Origin of the sequence: Pseudoclavibacter sp. Z016, from assembly GCF_002931215.1 — a bacterium.
Taxonomy (GTDB): domain Bacteria; phylum Actinomycetota; class Actinomycetes; order Actinomycetales; family Microbacteriaceae; genus Pseudoclavibacter.
In genome coordinates, this window is record NZ_PSTU01000023.1 from 24,835 (window position 1) to 40,324 (window position 15,490).

Here is a 15,490-nt window from a genome sequence, read left to right on the forward strand (position 1 = left end):
TCCTCGGTGCTGGCAGTGGTGATGGTGGTCTCGTTTCGAAGCAGCGGCCGGATCGGAACGCGCCTGGAGTCAGGCTGCGGGCACGCGGGAGGGGGGAGCCGGGCTCGCGGGCCCTCCCGCGCATCCGCGCTCGATGCGCCTAGCGCTTGCCGCCGCCCAGCAGCCCGCCGAGAATGTCGCCGAGCCCGCCGCCGCCCGCAGCGCCGCCCGAGCCGCCTGCGGCGCCGCCGAGGATTCCGCCCAGGATGTCGCCGAGCCCGCCGCCTGCCGCGCCGCCCGCCTTGCTGCCGGACGCCGAACCGCCGCCGAGGATCCCGCCGAGGAGGTCCTCGAGGCCGCCGCCGGAGCTCGCGCCCGCCGTGGTGGATGCGCCCTGCTGGCCGCCGAGGAACTTCTTCGCGAGCCACGCGAGCACGATGGGCGCGAGGATCGGGAGCAGCTTCTGCACGAGGCCGGAGGTCTGGCCGCCTGGTGCCGAGCCGAGGGCGGCGGCGACCTGGTCGGTGTTGCTGCCGAACACGTTGTCGACGATCTTCTGGCCGTCGTTCGTGTCGATGTCGGCGATCGAGACACGGCCGTCGACGAGGGTCGTGTCCTTCTTCGCCAGCGCATGCTCGAGCGATGCGGCCCCGGCGGGGTCGGCCGCGTTGGCCTGCAGTCCGCCGATGAGGGTCGGCAACGCTGCCTGGATCCCCTGCTGCGCGGTCTGCTTGTCGACGCCGAGCTTGCCGGCGATGTCGTCCACCGGGATGAGCGCGAGCAGTTCAGTGAGGTCGGTCATGAGTTCCCCTTGATCGATGGCGCGGCACCGATCGTGGGGCCACGTGAGCCCGAGGGTAGCGGTGGGGGTGGTGGATCCGCCGTGCATCGTGCTGAGCTTGTCGGACGGTTCGTCGAAGGTCTCAACCACGAACCGACACAGCGTCCACCCAAACGGTAGGTCTGCAGGGTAGACACGAACAAGCAGATGGCCAAGACCCCCACCCGGAGGACATCAATGACCACGTTCGATCGAGCAGAAGCTGAGATCAGCCAGGAGCGCGTCGCCGCGGCGCTCGCTGGCGCGAAGGCCGCAACGTACTGGCTCGACGACCCCGGCCGCCCAGCGGCACTGCCCCCGTTGCGGGGGAAGATCACCGCGGACCTCGTCATCGTGGGCGGCGGATACACGGGGCTGTGGACCGCACTGCTCGCAAAAGAACGCGACCCGAAGCGAAAGGTCGTGCTGCTCGAGGGCAGGCGCGTCGGCTGGGCGGCGTCCGGCCGCAACGGAGGGTTCTGCGAGGCGAGCCTCACGCACGGCGAATCGAACGGCAAGGAACGTCTGCCGCACGAGTACCCGAAGCTCGAGGCCCTCGGCCTGGAGAACCTGCGCGAGATCGGCGAGGCCGTGAAGCGCTACAGCATGGACTGCGATTACGAGGAGACGGGTGTGCTCAACGTCGCCACCGAATCGCATCAGGTGCCGGAGCTCGAACACGATGCTGCTGGCGACTCCGGGCTCGAGTTCCTCGACCGGCGGGCGCTGCAGTCGGAAGTCGCTTCTCCGCTGTTCCTTGCAGCGAACTACGAACGCGAGGGCACGTCGCTCGTGAACCCCGCGAAGCTCGTGTGGGAGCTGCGGCGCGTGGTGCTCGGCATGGGCGTCGCGATCTTCGAGAACACCCCGGTCCGTTCGCTCGACGCCGACGGGGGCGGGATCACGGTCGGGACCGACGAGGGCAGCGTCTACGCGCAGCGCGTGGCCCTCGGCACGAACGCGTTCCCCGCGCTCATCAAGCGCGACCGCTTCTACACGGTCCCCGTCTACGACTACGTGCTCATGACGAACCCGTTGAGCGACGAGCATCTCGAATCGATCGGCTGGAAGCGGCGCCAGGGCATCACCGACCTCAACAACCGCTTCCACTACTCGCGACTGGTGACGGATGCGGATGGCCGCACGCGCATCCTCTACGGCGGGTACGACGCCGTATACAACTACGGCGGGCGCATCAAGAAGGAGTACGACCAGCGCCCCGAGACGTTCGAGAAGCTCGCGGCGCACTTCATCGCCACCTACCCGCAGCTGGAGGGGCTCGGCTTCTCCCACAAGTGGGGCGGCGTCATCGACACGTGCACGCGCTTCTTCTCCTTCTTCGACACCGAGTACGACGGCCGCGTCGCGCATGCCGCCGGTTTCACAGGCCTCGGCGTCGGCGCGACCAGGTACGCGGCGAACGTGCTCCTCGACCTGCTGAGCGGCGAGGAGACCGAGCGCACGCGCATGGACTTCGTGAAGAAGAAGCCGCTGCCGTTCCCGCCGGAGCCGTTCGCGTCGTTCGGCGCGAAGGTGTCGCTCGCCGAGATGGCGCGCGCCGACCGCAACGAAGGCAAGCGCGGACTGTGGCTGAAGACGATGGACGCAGTCGGGCTGGGGTTCGACTCGTGAGCGGCGACGCTGCTCGTGAGGCGGATGCCGAGGCCGCAGCCGTGAGTGGGATGCTCCCCGGTTCAGTCGTGCACGCGCGGGGTGCATCCCTGTCGCACGACTCCGTCGAGGGCTGGCAGAAGGTGAGCGGCGAGCCGACGACCGCCGCCCTCGACCTCGGTGCCTTCGCGGGCGCGGAGTTCGGGCTGTGGGAGATGTCTGCCGGGTCGATGCTCGACGTCGAGGCCGACGAGGTGTTCCTCGTCATCAGCGGCACGGCGACGGTCGAGTTCCTCGAGCCGGAACTGCCCTCGATCGACCTCGAACCCGGCTCCATCGTGCGACTCGGTGAAGGGATGCGCACCCGGTGGACCGTCACCGGCGCGCCCCTGCGCAAGCTGTACCTCGTGGAGAGCGGCAGCTAGCGGCGGCGGGGGCGGCTTCTGCTTCCGCCGCCGCTTCGGCTTCCGCCGCCGCTTCTGCTTCCGCCGCCCTGCCTTGGCCGTGATGGCTTTCGGTGACCGTGATGGGTTTTTACCCATCACCGGTCGCCGAAACCCATCACGTGCATCCGAGAAACCCATCAGCGTCGCAAAAACCCATCCGTGTCGCGAAAACCCTTCAGCGTGCTGCCAAGGGCGGATCTCAGGCAGCGGCACGAGGCACCGGCCCCGCGCCTCCCTTTGTCCCGGGCCGCGCCTGCCGCTGACGCCGGGGTCGTGATGGCTTTCGGTGACCGTGATGGGTTTTTACCCATCACCGGTCGCCGAAACCCATCACGTGCATCCGAGAAACCCATCAGCGTCGCGAAAGCCCCGCACGAGCCTTTCCTGAGCCGGCACCGAGCCACCGAGCCACGGAGGCACCGAGCCACCGAGCCACGGAGTCACCGAACCACCAAGCCGCCGAGCCGCCGAGCCGCCGGGGACGGGGACACCGCGCCCGCGCCCGCGCCACAGGCGCACCGGTGCGACGCGGGCGGCATCCCGACTGTGGATAACGCGGAGGAGACGGCGCGCGTCCGTACTCTGGCCGCATGTCTGGACCCGAGAATCTGCCGGATGGCGCCGCAGCCGGTTCCTTCAGCGTCGGGGACGGGCGTCGCGCGGGAATGACGGCGGGCCAGCTGAACTCAGCGGAGTTCACGAGCCCGCACCGAGGCGTGCGAATGCGCGGGATCGCAACCACGCCCCTCGAGATCGCGCAGGCGTTCGTGCCGCGCCTCAGGGAACGGAGTGTTCTCGGCGGCGTGAGCGCTGCACGCGTCTGGGGTCTCCCCGTCCCGCGTCGCCTCGACGGCGACTCCACGGTGCACGTCCTCGTCCCGGCGGGCCGGAACCGGCCGGCGGGGCGCGGAATCCGGTCGCGAAGCATCCATGAACAGTTTTGGGATGCCCGCGACCTGCACGGCGTGCCAGTCGCCCCGCCGGCGCTGACCTGGGCGACGGCCGCGAGACATCTCGAGGTCTCCGAGCTGGTCGTGCTCGGCGATGCACTCGTCGCGACCTCCACGAACTACGAGCGGCTGGTCCGGCCGAACGCGCCGTCCGACGGCGCGCGGACAGCGCCGCCACTTGCTTCACTCGAGGAGCTGACCGGCATCGCGGATGCCTGGGGCAATCGCGAAGGGGGAGCGTCGCTGAGGGTCGCCGCCGCGCGGATTCGTCTCGGAGTGGAATCTCCGATGGAGACCTGGACCCGGCTGGTGATCGTCGCCGCCGGCCTGCCGGAGCCGGAAGTCGGCGTCGAAGTGTGGAATGGTCCGGAGTTCGTGGGACGGGTCGACCTCGCCTATCGGGCGCAGAGAATCGCCATCGAATATGAGGGTGACCATCATCGGACCGACAAGCGACAGTGGCGGAAGGACATCGGGCGCGTCAACCGTCTGCAGGAAATCGACTGGTTTGCCATCAGGGCCACCGCGGCGCAGCTCTGGCCGACGCCGACACGCTTCGTGGACCAAGTGCGCGCCGCGCTGCACAGAGCTGAGGCGCGTGGTGCGTAGCGGGCTGCGGCTCCGCCCGGCGCCAGCGGGCACGACGTCGAAGCTGGTGCTGGTGGCAGCCCGCAGCCCGCAGCCCTCAGCCCTTCCGGCCGACCATCACCGACCGCGGCGAGTAGTCCTGGCCTCTCCAGTACAGCATCACGCGCTGACGGCCGATTCGGTACTCGTCGCGGCTTCGCTCGTCTTCGTCCGGAGGGAGGGCCTCCTTCGGGGCACCGAGGTGCTCGAGGACTCCTTCGCGCGTGAACGGGGAGAGCCCCGTGATCAGGTACGACGTGCGCGGGTAGTTGGCTTCCGGGGCGTTCCGGTGCGGGTGGAAGACGAGCTCGACGCATTTCACCGCGCCGCCCTTCATTCCCACGATGAGGGAACGATCGGTGCTCCGGTAGGCGCACTGGTACGCGCCCGAGCGGTTGATCTCGATCGGTCCGTCGATGAGCCGGAGCAGCGCGAGGGCCGCGGGATCCTCGATCTTCTTGCCCAGCGCGGCCGCCGCAAGCGTGAGGTCTCCGGCCACCGTGCGCTTCGCGTCGCCGTTGACCCGCATCGTCGGCGGCGTGGATGAGGTTGGGTCGAGCGCGTCGACGAGCGCGGTGAGGCGAGCGATTTCCCGGGCATCCTCGTCGGCCTCGGAGTCCTGCGCGGCTTGCTCGCGAAGCAGCGCGGCTGCTCGTGCTTCCTCGCGGTGCCGCGCGAACCGCGATGCCTCGGCAGTCTCTCCTGCCGCCGCGAGCTGCGCTTCGACGATGCGGTGTCCGTTGAGGAGCGAGAGGGCTCGCTCGCTGACCAGCAGCATCCCATCTCGCTGGGCGAAGTCGTCGTCCGTGTCCGGACGGCCGGTGGGCGCGAGCCGCTCCCAGCGCTCCGGGAACGCACCCGCGTACGAGACGAACTCCGGCGACTTCGTGACGGTCGCCTCGCGCAGCTCGAACCCAGTGAGGTCCGAGGCGCGCAACGCGTCGGCGAGTGCGCCCGTGACGACGAAGTCCGGAAGCACGCTGACGAGTTCATCGCCCAGCCAGCCCGCGAACTCGCAGCGCAGCGGGTCTGCCTGCGAGCGCGCGCCATTCGCGTCGTGCAGCCATTCGGCTCCGGCGCCGACGGTTCCGGTCGCTTCAGGTTCCAAAGCGTGGTGCTGCATCGTGGCTCCTTCTCCCCGAGTGCTTCTCGAGTTCAGCTTCGGTCGCTCGCGGCGAGCGCCGTCATGCGCGGGGCGGGGCGGGCAGGTCCCAGATGTCGGCGAACCTGGCCGCGATCACGGGCTGCGTCCAGATCAGCGACAGTCCGGTCGCCGCGGAGGAGATGTTGTTCAGCTCGGGGGCGAAGACCACGAACTCGTGGGAGATGGGTCGGCCAGCGCGGTCAGTGCGTCCTTCGGGATCGGGGAAGCGCAGCGCCGCCCGGTCGTCCCCGAGATGCCAGAGCTCGGAGTCGTCGCCGAGACTCGAGAACGCCTTGTCGTACTCGGGCAGGGGGTCGGCGTAGCCGCCGTCGAGGAGGAAGCGATGCCCCCAGGTGCGGCCCCTGGTGGCCCAGATGAGCTTCACTTCTTGCTCCGGAGGAGGACGCCCTTGCGTTCGGCGTCTTCGAGGTCGAGCTTGAAGCGGGTGAGCATGGCCGTGAGGTAGTCGCGTTTGGCGAGCGCCTCCGCGTTCACCGCCTTGAGCTTGTCGCCCGCGAGCGAGGCTCCGCGTTCGATGGCATCCTTCGAGACGAAGGATGCGGCGAGCCCGGCGAGCAGGCCGAGCGGTCCCGGCAGCTTGACCTTCTTGATGACGAACAGTGCCCCCATCGCCGCGACGCCGGCCACGTCGCCGGCCTTGCCGAAGATCTTCTCGGCCACCTTGCCGCCGTCGTGCAGCGTCTTGGCCCACTTGACGTGGCGTTCGAAGGGGAGGATGGCGGCCAGAGGGAGGACGGCGTCGACTCCGACGCGCTGGGTCACTTCGATCTTGCCCGGCTCGAACTTCGCGGAGGAGAGCAGGATGAAGTCCTCGGCAAACGACATCGCCTCGGGTGCTTCCACGAAGCCGCGCAGCTCCTGGCGCAGCTGGTCGAGCTCGTCGCTGACCTTCTCGACGAGGAGCGCCTTGAACCTGTGCGCATCCATCCCGGGAAGCAGGTCGGATTTGGACAGCGCCAGCACCCAGATGCGCGGGAACTGCGTCAGGGGCTTCCCGTCCTTGAGGAGCTCGGGCTTGAGGCGGAGCAGCTCGGAGCGGATGTTGGTGAGGAGCGACTTTAGATACAGCTCCTCAGAGCCCTCGTTCTCGAGGAGCAGCTGCCCGTCGACGAGCAGCAGCGCGACGTCCGAGCTGAGCAGCGCCGTGAAGGTCTCCACTCGCCGACGGGTCTCCTCGGCGCCCACCGCGGACTCCTCGAACCACTCGCCCGGGTAGTCGTGCCAGACGAGGCGGAGCGCGTCGAACGGCTTCGACTGCTTCGCCCGCTGCTGGGACCAGGCCTTCGGCCGAACCATGAACGAGTAGGCGGTGTGCGAGAAGCGAGTGGATGCGGGCACCTTCGCTGCGTTCTTCATGCCGAGGTAGCTCTGGTACAGCTTGTCGCTCTGCCCCGTGTCGTCGGCGACGACCTCGTACAGGTTGTCCTTCGCGAACTGCGGCTCCTGCGTCGGGCCGTAGAACGAGGAGACGAGCACCGTCTTCCCGCTTCCGCTGCCGCCGAAGACAGCGATGTGCTGCTCTCGCGTCCTGCTCTTCGCTGATGCCATGGGCGCGTCTCCTGCGGGTCGGGGCGGGTTTCCGCGGGTCTCGCGGAAGTGGTGCGCGGAGCGTCGAGCCTAGGCGCTCGCCTCTGCGGCGTCCTGGGAACTGTCGCCGTCGCCGTCGCCGTCGCCGCCGCCGCCGCCCAGCTCCGCGAACTTCTGCGTCATCGTCGGGTTGCCGCGCGTGAGCTTCTTGATGGTGACGTCCTGCGCCTTGTCGTTCGCGAGGCGCAGGTTGCGTTCGGAGCCGAGGAGCGCATCCTTCACCTTCTGGAGCCGGGCGATGGCCTTGTCGATCTCGTCGATCGCCTCCCCGAAACGGCGGGATGCGAGCTCGTAGTTGCGGCCGAAAGCGTGCTGGAACTCGTCGAGTCGCTCCTCGAAATTCGTGACGTCGACGTTCTGCGCCTTCACCGACGCGAGCTCCGCCTTGTACTTGAGGGCACCCGTGGCAGCCGTGCGCAGGAGGCTGATGAGGGGGATGAAGAACTGCGGCCGAACGACGTACATCTTCGGGTAGCGGTGGGAGACGTCGACGATGCCCGTGTTGTAGAGCTCGCTGTCCGGCTCGAGGAGGGAGACGAGGACGGCGTACTCGCAGCCTTTCTCGGTGCGGTCCTTGTCGAGCTCCTTGAGGAAGTCCTCGTTGCGTTTCTTCGTGGCGGTGCCGTCTGCCTCGTTCTTCATCTCGAACATGATCGACACGATCTCCGTGCCGTCGGTGTCGGAGTCGCGGAAGATGTAGTCGCCCTTGCTGCCGCTGCGAGCGTCGTTGTCCTTCTCGAAGTACGCGTTCGGGAAGGCGGTGGCGCGGAGCTGGTTGAAGAGCGTCTCGCAGTGCTGCTCGAGGGTCTCCCCGAGCATCTTCGTGGACAGGCGTGCCTTCATGTCCTTGAGGCGCTCGATGGCGTCGTCGCGGTCGCGCAGCTGCGTCTCGTACTTGTCCTTGAGGGAGTTCTCGACGAGCTGGCGTTCGAGCTCCGCCCGCTGCAGGCCGTTCTTCAGCTCGTCGCGTTCCTTCTCGACGCGTCCCACGGCTTCGTTCACGGCCAGCTTCTTCTGCGTCTCGAGCGCGCCGAGCTTCGCTTTCAGCTCCTGGATCTCGGTCTCCTTGGCGGATGCGGCCTGCTGCAGTTCGCTGGCACGCCGCGCCTCCGCGAGCTGTTCTGCGGCCTCGCGCTCCTGTCGTGCCGTCGCGAGCTCGTTCGTGAGCGCGTCGCGCTCCTTCTCGACCTTCTGCATTGCTTCGGCGATCGCCAGCTTCTGCGAGACCTCACCCGCCTCGAGCTTCGCCTTCAGCTCCTGCAGCTCGGCGTTCTTCTTCGCGGCGGCCGCCTCGAACTCCTGCACGACCCTCGACTCGGCCAGTTCGATCTCGGCACGCTTCGCCTGCTCGGCGAGCTCGAGCCGCTCGTGGAGGTCCTTCTCGAATTCGCCGTCGCGGACCTGCTTCGCGATATCCGCGTATCCGGCCTCGTCGACCTTGAACGCCTTGTGGCAGTGGGGGCAGGTGATCTCGTGCACGTCAGTTCTCCTTGCAGTGCGTCATCGGCGATGCTCCGTGTGGTCATCGTAAAGTGCACAGGCCTCGGGAACGCTCCCCGGGTGTCCGAATGCGACCCGACCGGCGTCTGTAGAGATGGGGCCCCTAGCCTGGGCGCATGACGGAACCAGAACGCTCGGAAGGCTCAGACAGGAAGTCTGCGAACGCGGTCGGCATCGGGATCGCGCTCGGCCTGCCGTTCGGCGCGGCGATCGGGATGCTCCTGTTCGACAACCTCGCGCTCGGCGCTGGCCTCGGGATCCTCGTCGGCATCGTCATCGGCGCCGCCTACCAGGCGAGATCGAAGTAGCGGGGCCTACTTCGCCGCGAGGTGCCCGATCACCACGTCGACGCGGTCGCCGACGTCCTTCTTGAGTTTCTTCCTGAGCGCCGCGCTCACCGAGATGAAATGGTCACCCTGCCCGGTCGGCATGAGTGCGGAGGTCACGGCCACTCCGTCGACCGTCGTGTCGGCCTTCACCGACTTGCCGGTGCCGAAGAACTCCTTGGAGCCGGGCACCTCGATGACGGACCACGAGGGCATCCACTCGGGGTTCACGATTTCACCACTGAAGACGAGCTTGTCGGTCATGGGGTGAGCGTAGCCCGCTCGTGTCAGACCTTGCTCGGTGCTCCAACCGCCGCGGCTACCTTTGCGACGGCGGCCTCGAGGCCCAGCTTCACCGAAGCCGCATCCTCCGACTCGCGGATGAACGCCTTCGCCCCGCGCGGCATGCCGCAGTAGTCGAAGACGCCGTGCTCGATCTGCGTGCTGAATGACTCCTCGTAGCCATGCCGCGCGAAGGACGCCTCCGAGAAGCCGGAGACCGGCAGCAGGTGCGCCGTCAGATGCCCGAGCTTCCCCAGCACGCGGCCGTCGTCGCCCAGCTCGAAGGCCCACCCGGTGATGAAGACGCGGTCGATCCACCCCTTCAGCAGCGCCGGCATCGACCACCAGAAGACGGGGAACACAAGGACGACATCGCTCGCGCGGTCGAGTCGCGCCTGCTCGGCGAGCACGTCGGGACCTGTGATCGCCCCGCCCTTGTAATCTGCGCGGTCGCGCGCGGTGAACCGCGGGTCGAAGCCCTCCTGCGCGAGGTGCGCGAGCTCCACCTCCACGCCGTCTGCTTCGAGGCGTTCGCGCAGCTGCAGCGTCGCGGCGTGGGTCAGGGAATCTTCGTCGGGATGCGCGGTCACGATGAGCGTAGGCATCCGATCATTCTCGGGGTCCCACCTCCGACCACGCTCAGGGACGCCGGCTCGCCGCTGCAAGGCGCTCGGCGAGAGCCGTGGATGCTTCGACGAGCTGCTGCGGGCCGAGCACCGTGAAGTCGGCATCGAACCTCGTGATCGACGCGAGGACGCCGGTCCACGACCACGAGCCGAGCAGCAGCCGACAGGAGGAGTCGTCGACTTCGGTGACCACCGCATCCGGCAACCACTTCGCGGCTTCGCGCGCTGGAACGCGGAGGAGCAGGTCGCCCGTGCACGGCCACCGGTCTTCCGCGCTCGAGCCTGTGAACCGCGCCGCGAGGAAGGCAGCGGCGTCGCCGCTCGGCAGCTGCCGCTCCTCGAACTGGGCGCCCAGCTGGCTCCGCGGCACGATCCGGTCCACTCGGTAGACGCGCCACTCACTCCGGTCGAGGTTCCAGGCGACGAGGTACCAGCGCCCGTTCCGTGCGAGCACCGTGTGCGGTTCGACTCGCCGAGGGGGCGTCGGGGGCGCCGCGTCGACGGCGGCGTGCGATGGGCCGCCTACGTAGTCGAACCGAAGCGTGCGGTGCTCCTGGGCCGCTCGGCTCACGAGCTCGAGCACGGCTGGGTCGACGAGCTCCCCGGCCCGCGCTCCAGTCGACCCCGTGAAGCGGACGCCATCGACCCGGTGCCGCAACCTCGACGGCATGACCTGTCGCACCGTCTCGAGGGCGCGCGCGGCCGCATCATCGATATCGACTCCCAGCGCGGGCGCACCCCGGAGTGCCACCGCGATCGCGACGGCCTGCTCGTCATCAAACCGCAGCGGCGGCAGCTCCGAGCCGGCCGCGAGGCGGTAGCCGCCCGCGGGCCCTTTCCATGCCTCGATCCGATAGTCGAGCTCGCGCAGCCGGTCGACGTCGCGGCGAACGGTGCGCGGGGTCACGTCGAGACGCTCCGCCAGCTCCAGGCCCGACCATTCTCGCCGAGTCTGCAACAGCGACAACAGGGTGAGGATGCGCGAGGAGGTTGCCGAGGTCATGCGATCAGTGTCCCCCGAGTAGAGGACCGAACCCGTCCGCTACTGCTGTCATCCTCGCCGCAGCGGCACGAGCCGCGCACCATCGAATCCAGTCAGGAAGCGGGAACACCATGAGCATCACCACGACGACCCACCTCAACTTCGCCGGCACCGCGCGCGAGGCACTCGAGTTCTACGCGGGCGTCTTCGGCGGCGAGGTCTCGATCGCCACCTATGCGCAGTTCGGGATGCCCGCCGAGCTGCCGGGCGCATCCAATGTCGTGTTCGGCAGAGTGGATGCCCCCAACGGCTTCCGCGTGCTCGCCTACGACACCCTCGGCGAAGCTGCCGAGGGGCTCGCGGGCGCGGTGGGAGAGACGCGGCGGGAGCAGGGCGCCACCGTGACGACCCAGCCCTTCTTCCTCGCGGCGAGCGGGGACACGCTCGACGAGATCACCGCCTACTGGGATGCCCTGTCCGTGGGGGCCGCCGTCATCGAGCCGCTCGCCGCCTCGGCATGGTCGGCGGGCTTCGGGATGCTCCGCGACCGCTTCGGGGTGACCTGGGTGCTCGATGTCGCGGCTGCCGTCTGAGCCGCCGGACCGAGGTGTCGGCCACGGCTCACGGTGACATGTCGCCGTGGGCGACGACGCGGCAGAGCTCCACTCGCCCGTCCGGCAGGTGCCAGGCGTGCAGGCGTCTGGCACCCGCCGCCTTGAAGCCGACGGAGTAGCGGAAGCACCTCGCGCCGTCGTCGCGGACGACGTCGTGGGCGTGCGCGCCATTGCCGCTGCGCAGCGGATGCGCGCCCCTCGAGTGCAGGTGCCGACCGCGTCCGGTCACGACGTCGACGGCCGCACGCCACACTTTCGCCTGGAGCTGCGGCGCGAGTGATCTGACCGAGGCGGCGAAGGCGGGGCCCACGAGGTACTCGCCGAGCGGATGCGCGGACCGGTCGATCGCGGAGGAGTTCTGCAGCCAGCTGACGTGGATCTGGTGGCGAGCCCATTCCTCCTGGTCGGCGAAGTCGATGCTCCCGACGCGCTCATCCCGGGCCTTCTGGAGGACTCGAAGTCGCTTCTGAACGCCCCGGAGTCGCGCCTCACTCTCGTGGAGTCTCTCGGCGAGGTCGCTGTTCTCCCGGCGGAGTGCGCGCAGCTCTTGGAGGAGCTGCGCGTCGGTCCTGGCATGCGCGAGCCTTCGTGGCTCGACCTGCTCGCCCGCCTCCACGAGCCGGAGCGTGCCCATCGACATCACTGCTGAGGGTTTGGGTTGCGCGGACATCGGGACTCCTCACCTCGCTGGTACCTGGCGTATTCGGGCCAAGCTATGCGGGCGTCGTCAGCTGCGAAACGGTCGCTGACTCGGGGCGTCTCGGGTCTGAACTTTCCGTCGCACTGCGCTGCGGTGGCGGATGCGCGCTACTCGGGCTTCCATGGGCTGTCGTCGCGCCACGGGGCGACGTCGACTTCGTTGCCCTCCGGGTCGGCGAGCGTCCAGTGCTCCGGGGCGTTGGTTTCGTCGACGATGCGCCCGCCGGCGGCGAGCGCCGCTGCGACGCGAGCGTCAGCCTGGTCGCGTGGAACGTACACGTCGACGTGCATCGTGTTCCGCTCGGCGCGGGGCGCGTCGATCTGCTGCAGCCAGACGTTCGGTCCGACGGCGATCGGGTCGGCGAGGTCTTCGCCACCGCGCCGCTCGTACGCGAGGACTGCTTCCCAGAAGGGGAGCGCGGCGTCGACGTCGACGACGTCGATCGCGATCTGGATGCTCTGCACGGCGCCCGTGCTCGCCTCGATGCCCAGCCCGCGGGCGATCTCGGAGATGCGTGCGGCGAGGGCGGTGTCTCGTTCGCTGATATCGCCCACGTCGTGGCTGATGAGGCGCACCATGACCGAGCCGTAGCGGAGGTCCACGTCGGGGTGATGATCGGCTTCGTCGGCGGCGCGGGCGATCTCAGCAACGAACGCGGCACCTTTCGCGAAGCCGCTGGTCGTGAAGTTCGCGCGGGCGCCGTCGCCCACGACCCGCCAGTCGGCGGTGCCGTCCGCTTGCCGAAATTGTCTGGGGGAGACTCGATCGCTCATGACGGCGATTCTCGCCGAAGCGGGTGAGTTATGCCGGTGAGATGTGGCGAGCGGGGAGCGGGCTGGAGTAGACGACGTTCGTCGTGATGCCCCCGAGCGTCGCCAGGCGGCCCGTGATCCGTTCGAGGTCCCGCATCGACCTGGCGAGCACCTTGATGATGAAGCAGTCCGCCCCGGTCACATGGTGGGCTTCCACGATCTCCGGCGTCGTCGCGACGAGGTCGTGGAACGGCTTGTAGTTGCCGGAGGGGTAGGCGAGTCGCACGAACGCCATGACCGTGTACCCGAGCGCCTCCGCGTCGACGGTGACCGCGTAGCCGGTGATCACGCCGGTGTCCGTGAGGCGGCGTACCCGCTCCGCCGTCGCGCTGGGCGACAACAGGACTGACCTGGCGACGTCGGCGATGCTGGCGCGACCGTCCGATTGCAGGTGCGCCAGGATCGCATGATCGGTGCCGTCGAGGCTGGACCGTTGATCGGGTGGCATGAGACCGAAACTACCGTGGAATCCGTTCCCTCGAGAGCGGAGGGCCGTTGAGTGAGCCTTCACTCTCCGCGCAGCCCCGGATTGAATGGATGGCACACCAACAACCGAAGGATTCGCCTCATGTCACTCCACGCAGTCCCCGCCGTGACCGCCGCCATCGACCTCTACTTCCAAGCGCTGCACGAGTGCGATGTCACCAAGCTCGACCGGGTCTTCGACAGCTCCGCGAGCCTGTTCGACGTCACCGACGGGACGTTCACGGCCATGCCGTTCGCCGAGTGGCGCGAGATCGTCGCCAATCGACCGTCGCCGCAGTCGGTCGGGCAGGCGCGCGAGGACGAGCTGCTGTCGCTCGACTTCCTCTCCGCCGACCTGGTCGTCGCGAAGGTACGGCTGCGGATCCTCGACCAGGTCTTCGAGGACCACCTGTCGCTCGCCAATATCGACGGTGATTTCCGGGTCGTGGCGAAGACCTGGCGCGACGCCTAACGCTGCCGCTCGGCCTCCTCGGGTGCCTCCGCGGCGACAGCCCCTTCAGCGGCCTCGGCTGCCTCCGAGTTCGGCGGCGGAGTCTCCGCGTACGACTTCGAGAGGAGACGGTACTGCGGGGATGCGAACGCGACGATCACGAGGCTGAGCAGCAGGACGCTCGCGACCAGGAACACCAGCGCGATGCCGCGGGCATCGCCGTCGCCGAGCATCCACCCGAGCGACTCCTGGCCATCGCGGGACTCCATGTAGGGGATGAGCCAGAACTCCGCGATGGGGCCGATCATGAACGCGCTGATGGGCGTCGAGGCCGACTCGACGGTAGCCGCGAAGCCGAACACGCGTCCCTGCTTCTCGAACGGCACCACGCGTTGGATGACGGTCTGCTCTGCCGCTTCCGCGATGGGCATGATCGCCATGAAGATGAACATGCCGACGATGAACAGCCAGCCGTACTCGCGGATGGTGAACGTCGCGCCGAGCAGGGCGACGCCGATGTTGACGATGAGGAGGGTGCGGACGGGGTTCTTCCCGAGGCCGAACTTCGCGACGAGGCCGCCGCCCACGATGAAGCCGATGCTCGTGACGCCGAGCCAGACTCCCCACATCTCGACCGAGAACAGGGTGAGGCCGTACGGGTCCATGAGCGCCATGAAGACGCCGCCGACGAGGTTGTTGAGCGTCGTGAAGAGGATGAGCGCGAGCAGGCCGGGCACGAGCATGACGGCGGGAATCGCGCCGCGGAAGTTGACCTTCGTGGCTCCTGCTTCTGGGTCGTGGGCGATGCCGCGTTCGGGGATCGACACGAAGAGGAGGTGAGCGAACGAGACTGCGGTCGCGACGATCGCGATGAGCACGGTCGGCCCCATGCCGAGCAGGCCGATCGACAGGCCGGAGAACACGCTGGTGACCATGAACGCGATGCCCTGCACCGTGCCGACCAGGCCGTTCGCCCGGTCGCGCCGGTCGGCGGGCACCAGCAGCGTGACGGTGGTCGACAGCGCGATGTTGCGCAGGTTCTCGACGACCCCGCCGACCAGGATGACGCCGGCGAAGAGCCAGAACCAGATGCCGTTCCAGTCGACGAGCGCCTCCTCCGGGAAGCTCAGGTAGAGCACGCCGGCGAGCAGGTAGGTGATGAGGGTCACCGCGCTCGAGATGAGCATGACGGCCTTCTTCTTCATGTGATCGACGATCGCGCCGAAGATCATGCCGAAGACCGCCACGAGCAGCATGTAGCTGCCGCCGATGATGGACGTCGCCAGCACCGAACCGGTCTCGAGGTACGCCCAGAAGGTGAGCGCGAACCACAGGTAACTCGTCGTGACGTTGGCGATGAGCGTGTTGACGAGCACCTGGTAGAAGCTGCGCAGGGTCGCCAGCGTTGGCACGTCCTGATGTGGCAGCGCTCGCGGCGAGGCCTCTGGAGCCGAGGAGCGTTCTTCAGGTGTGGACGGGGGTGTGGTGTCGGCCATGCGTATCCCTGATTTCCTGAATCGGTGTTCTCATCATCCACCTGTCCTCCG

18 protein-coding genes are annotated in these 15,490 nt (G+C 68.3%); 6 read left to right on the plus strand and 12 right to left on the minus strand.

What is annotated here, in order from left to right; all coding sequences use genetic code 11:
• Positions 1-139 precede the first annotated feature (139 nt).
• Complete coding sequence (locus tag C5B99_RS18145; RefSeq protein WP_104244779.1) at positions 140-781, minus strand: DUF937 domain-containing protein; 642 nt, start codon at positions 779-781, stop codon at positions 140-142.
• Between the two features lie 216 nt (positions 782-997).
• On the opposite strand from C5B99_RS18145, the gene C5B99_RS18150 reads away from it, so the two are divergent.
• From C5B99_RS18150 to C5B99_RS18165, 3 genes are all read left to right on the plus strand, one after another.
• Entirely contained in the window at positions 998-2,431 is a 1,434-nt protein-coding gene (locus tag C5B99_RS18150) for an FAD-binding oxidoreductase (protein ID WP_104244707.1), read from the plus strand.
• Positions 2,428-2,835 carry a cupin domain-containing protein gene (locus C5B99_RS18155; protein WP_258063557.1) on the plus strand — a complete coding sequence of 136 codons (408 nt, stop codon included), beginning with the start codon at positions 2,428-2,430 and terminating at the stop codon, positions 2,833-2,835. Before C5B99_RS18150 ends, C5B99_RS18155 begins: the two co-directional genes overlap by 4 nt.
• An 884-nt stretch (positions 2,836-3,719) precedes the next feature.
• Entirely contained in the window at positions 3,720-4,415 is a 696-nt protein-coding gene (locus C5B99_RS18165) for a hypothetical protein (RefSeq protein ID WP_146082059.1), read from the plus strand.
• A gap of 76 nt (positions 4,416-4,491) precedes the next feature.
• Here C5B99_RS18165 and C5B99_RS18170 read toward each other — a convergent pair whose 3' ends face one another.
• The 4 genes from C5B99_RS18170 to C5B99_RS18185 form a co-directional block, all read right to left on the minus strand.
• A complete protein-coding gene (locus tag C5B99_RS18170) occupies positions 4,492-5,556 on the minus strand; it encodes a hypothetical protein (protein ID WP_104244713.1) in 1,065 nt (354 codons plus the stop codon).
• Between the two features lie 61 nt (positions 5,557-5,617).
• Positions 5,618-5,962: a hypothetical protein gene (locus tag C5B99_RS18175; RefSeq protein ID WP_104244715.1), complete on the minus strand. Its 345-nt coding sequence runs from the start codon at positions 5,960-5,962 to the stop codon at positions 5,618-5,620.
• The gene (locus tag C5B99_RS18180) at positions 5,959-7,146 is read right to left on the minus strand and encodes an ATP/GTP-binding protein (protein ID WP_104244717.1); all 1,188 of its coding nucleotides are present in this window, start codon (positions 7,144-7,146) and stop codon (positions 5,959-5,961) included. Before C5B99_RS18180 ends, C5B99_RS18175 begins: the two co-directional genes overlap by 4 nt.
• Positions 7,147-7,215: 69 nt before the next feature.
• A complete protein-coding gene (locus C5B99_RS18185) occupies positions 7,216-8,664 on the minus strand; it encodes a DUF2130 domain-containing protein (RefSeq protein ID WP_104244719.1) in 1,449 nt (482 codons plus the stop codon).
• Between the two features lie 137 nt (positions 8,665-8,801).
• On the opposite strand from C5B99_RS18185, the gene C5B99_RS18190 reads away from it, so the two are divergent.
• Complete coding sequence (locus C5B99_RS18190; RefSeq protein WP_104244721.1) at positions 8,802-8,993, plus strand: glycine zipper family protein; 192 nt, start codon at positions 8,802-8,804, stop codon at positions 8,991-8,993.
• Positions 8,994-8,999: 6 nt separating this feature from the next.
• Here the strand turns inward: C5B99_RS18190 and C5B99_RS18195 are convergent, their stop codons facing one another.
• From C5B99_RS18195 to C5B99_RS18205, 3 genes are read right to left on the minus strand one after another with little or no spacing between them, the layout of a single operon-like run.
• A complete protein-coding gene (locus C5B99_RS18195) occupies positions 9,000-9,275 on the minus strand; it encodes a DUF1905 domain-containing protein (RefSeq protein WP_104244723.1) in 276 nt (91 codons plus the stop codon).
• A 23-nt stretch (positions 9,276-9,298) separates the two neighbouring features.
• A complete protein-coding gene (locus tag C5B99_RS18200) occupies positions 9,299-9,898 on the minus strand; it encodes an NAD(P)H-dependent oxidoreductase (RefSeq protein ID WP_104244725.1) in 600 nt (199 codons plus the stop codon).
• 34 nt (positions 9,899-9,932) lie between these two features.
• Entirely contained in the window at positions 9,933-10,922 is a 990-nt protein-coding gene (locus C5B99_RS18205) for a YafY family protein (RefSeq protein WP_104244727.1), read from the minus strand.
• 110 nt (positions 10,923-11,032) lie between these two features.
• Between C5B99_RS18205 and C5B99_RS18210 the strand changes: the two genes are divergently transcribed.
• A complete protein-coding gene (locus C5B99_RS18210) occupies positions 11,033-11,494 on the plus strand; it encodes a VOC family protein (protein WP_104244729.1) in 462 nt (153 codons plus the stop codon).
• A 28-nt stretch (positions 11,495-11,522) separates the two neighbouring features.
• On the opposite strand, the gene C5B99_RS18215 is transcribed toward C5B99_RS18210, so the two are convergent.
• The 3 genes from C5B99_RS18215 to C5B99_RS18225 all read right to left on the minus strand — a co-directional run bounded on the left by C5B99_RS18215 (position 11,523) and on the right by C5B99_RS18225 (position 13,475).
• Positions 11,523-12,185, minus strand: a complete 663-nt coding sequence (locus C5B99_RS18215) for a hypothetical protein (RefSeq protein ID WP_146081160.1) — start codon at positions 12,183-12,185, stop codon at positions 11,523-11,525.
• A gap of 137 nt (positions 12,186-12,322) precedes the next feature.
• Entirely contained in the window at positions 12,323-12,988 is a 666-nt protein-coding gene (locus C5B99_RS18220; RefSeq protein WP_104244733.1) for a VOC family protein, read from the minus strand.
• A gap of 28 nt (positions 12,989-13,016) precedes the next feature.
• A complete protein-coding gene (locus C5B99_RS18225; protein ID WP_104244735.1) occupies positions 13,017-13,475 on the minus strand; it encodes an Lrp/AsnC family transcriptional regulator in 459 nt (152 codons plus the stop codon).
• Between the two features lie 120 nt (positions 13,476-13,595).
• Here C5B99_RS18225 and C5B99_RS18230 point away from each other — a divergent pair, with 120 nt between their 5' ends.
• Complete coding sequence (locus tag C5B99_RS18230; RefSeq protein WP_104244737.1) at positions 13,596-13,964, plus strand: nuclear transport factor 2 family protein; 369 nt, start codon at positions 13,596-13,598, stop codon at positions 13,962-13,964.
• Here the strand turns inward: C5B99_RS18230 and C5B99_RS18235 are convergent.
• A complete protein-coding gene (locus tag C5B99_RS18235; protein ID WP_104244739.1) occupies positions 13,961-15,439 on the minus strand; it encodes an MFS transporter in 1,479 nt (492 codons plus the stop codon). The two genes, C5B99_RS18230 and C5B99_RS18235, sit on opposite strands and share 4 nt — an antisense overlap.
• Between the last annotated feature and the right edge of the window lie 51 nt (positions 15,440-15,490).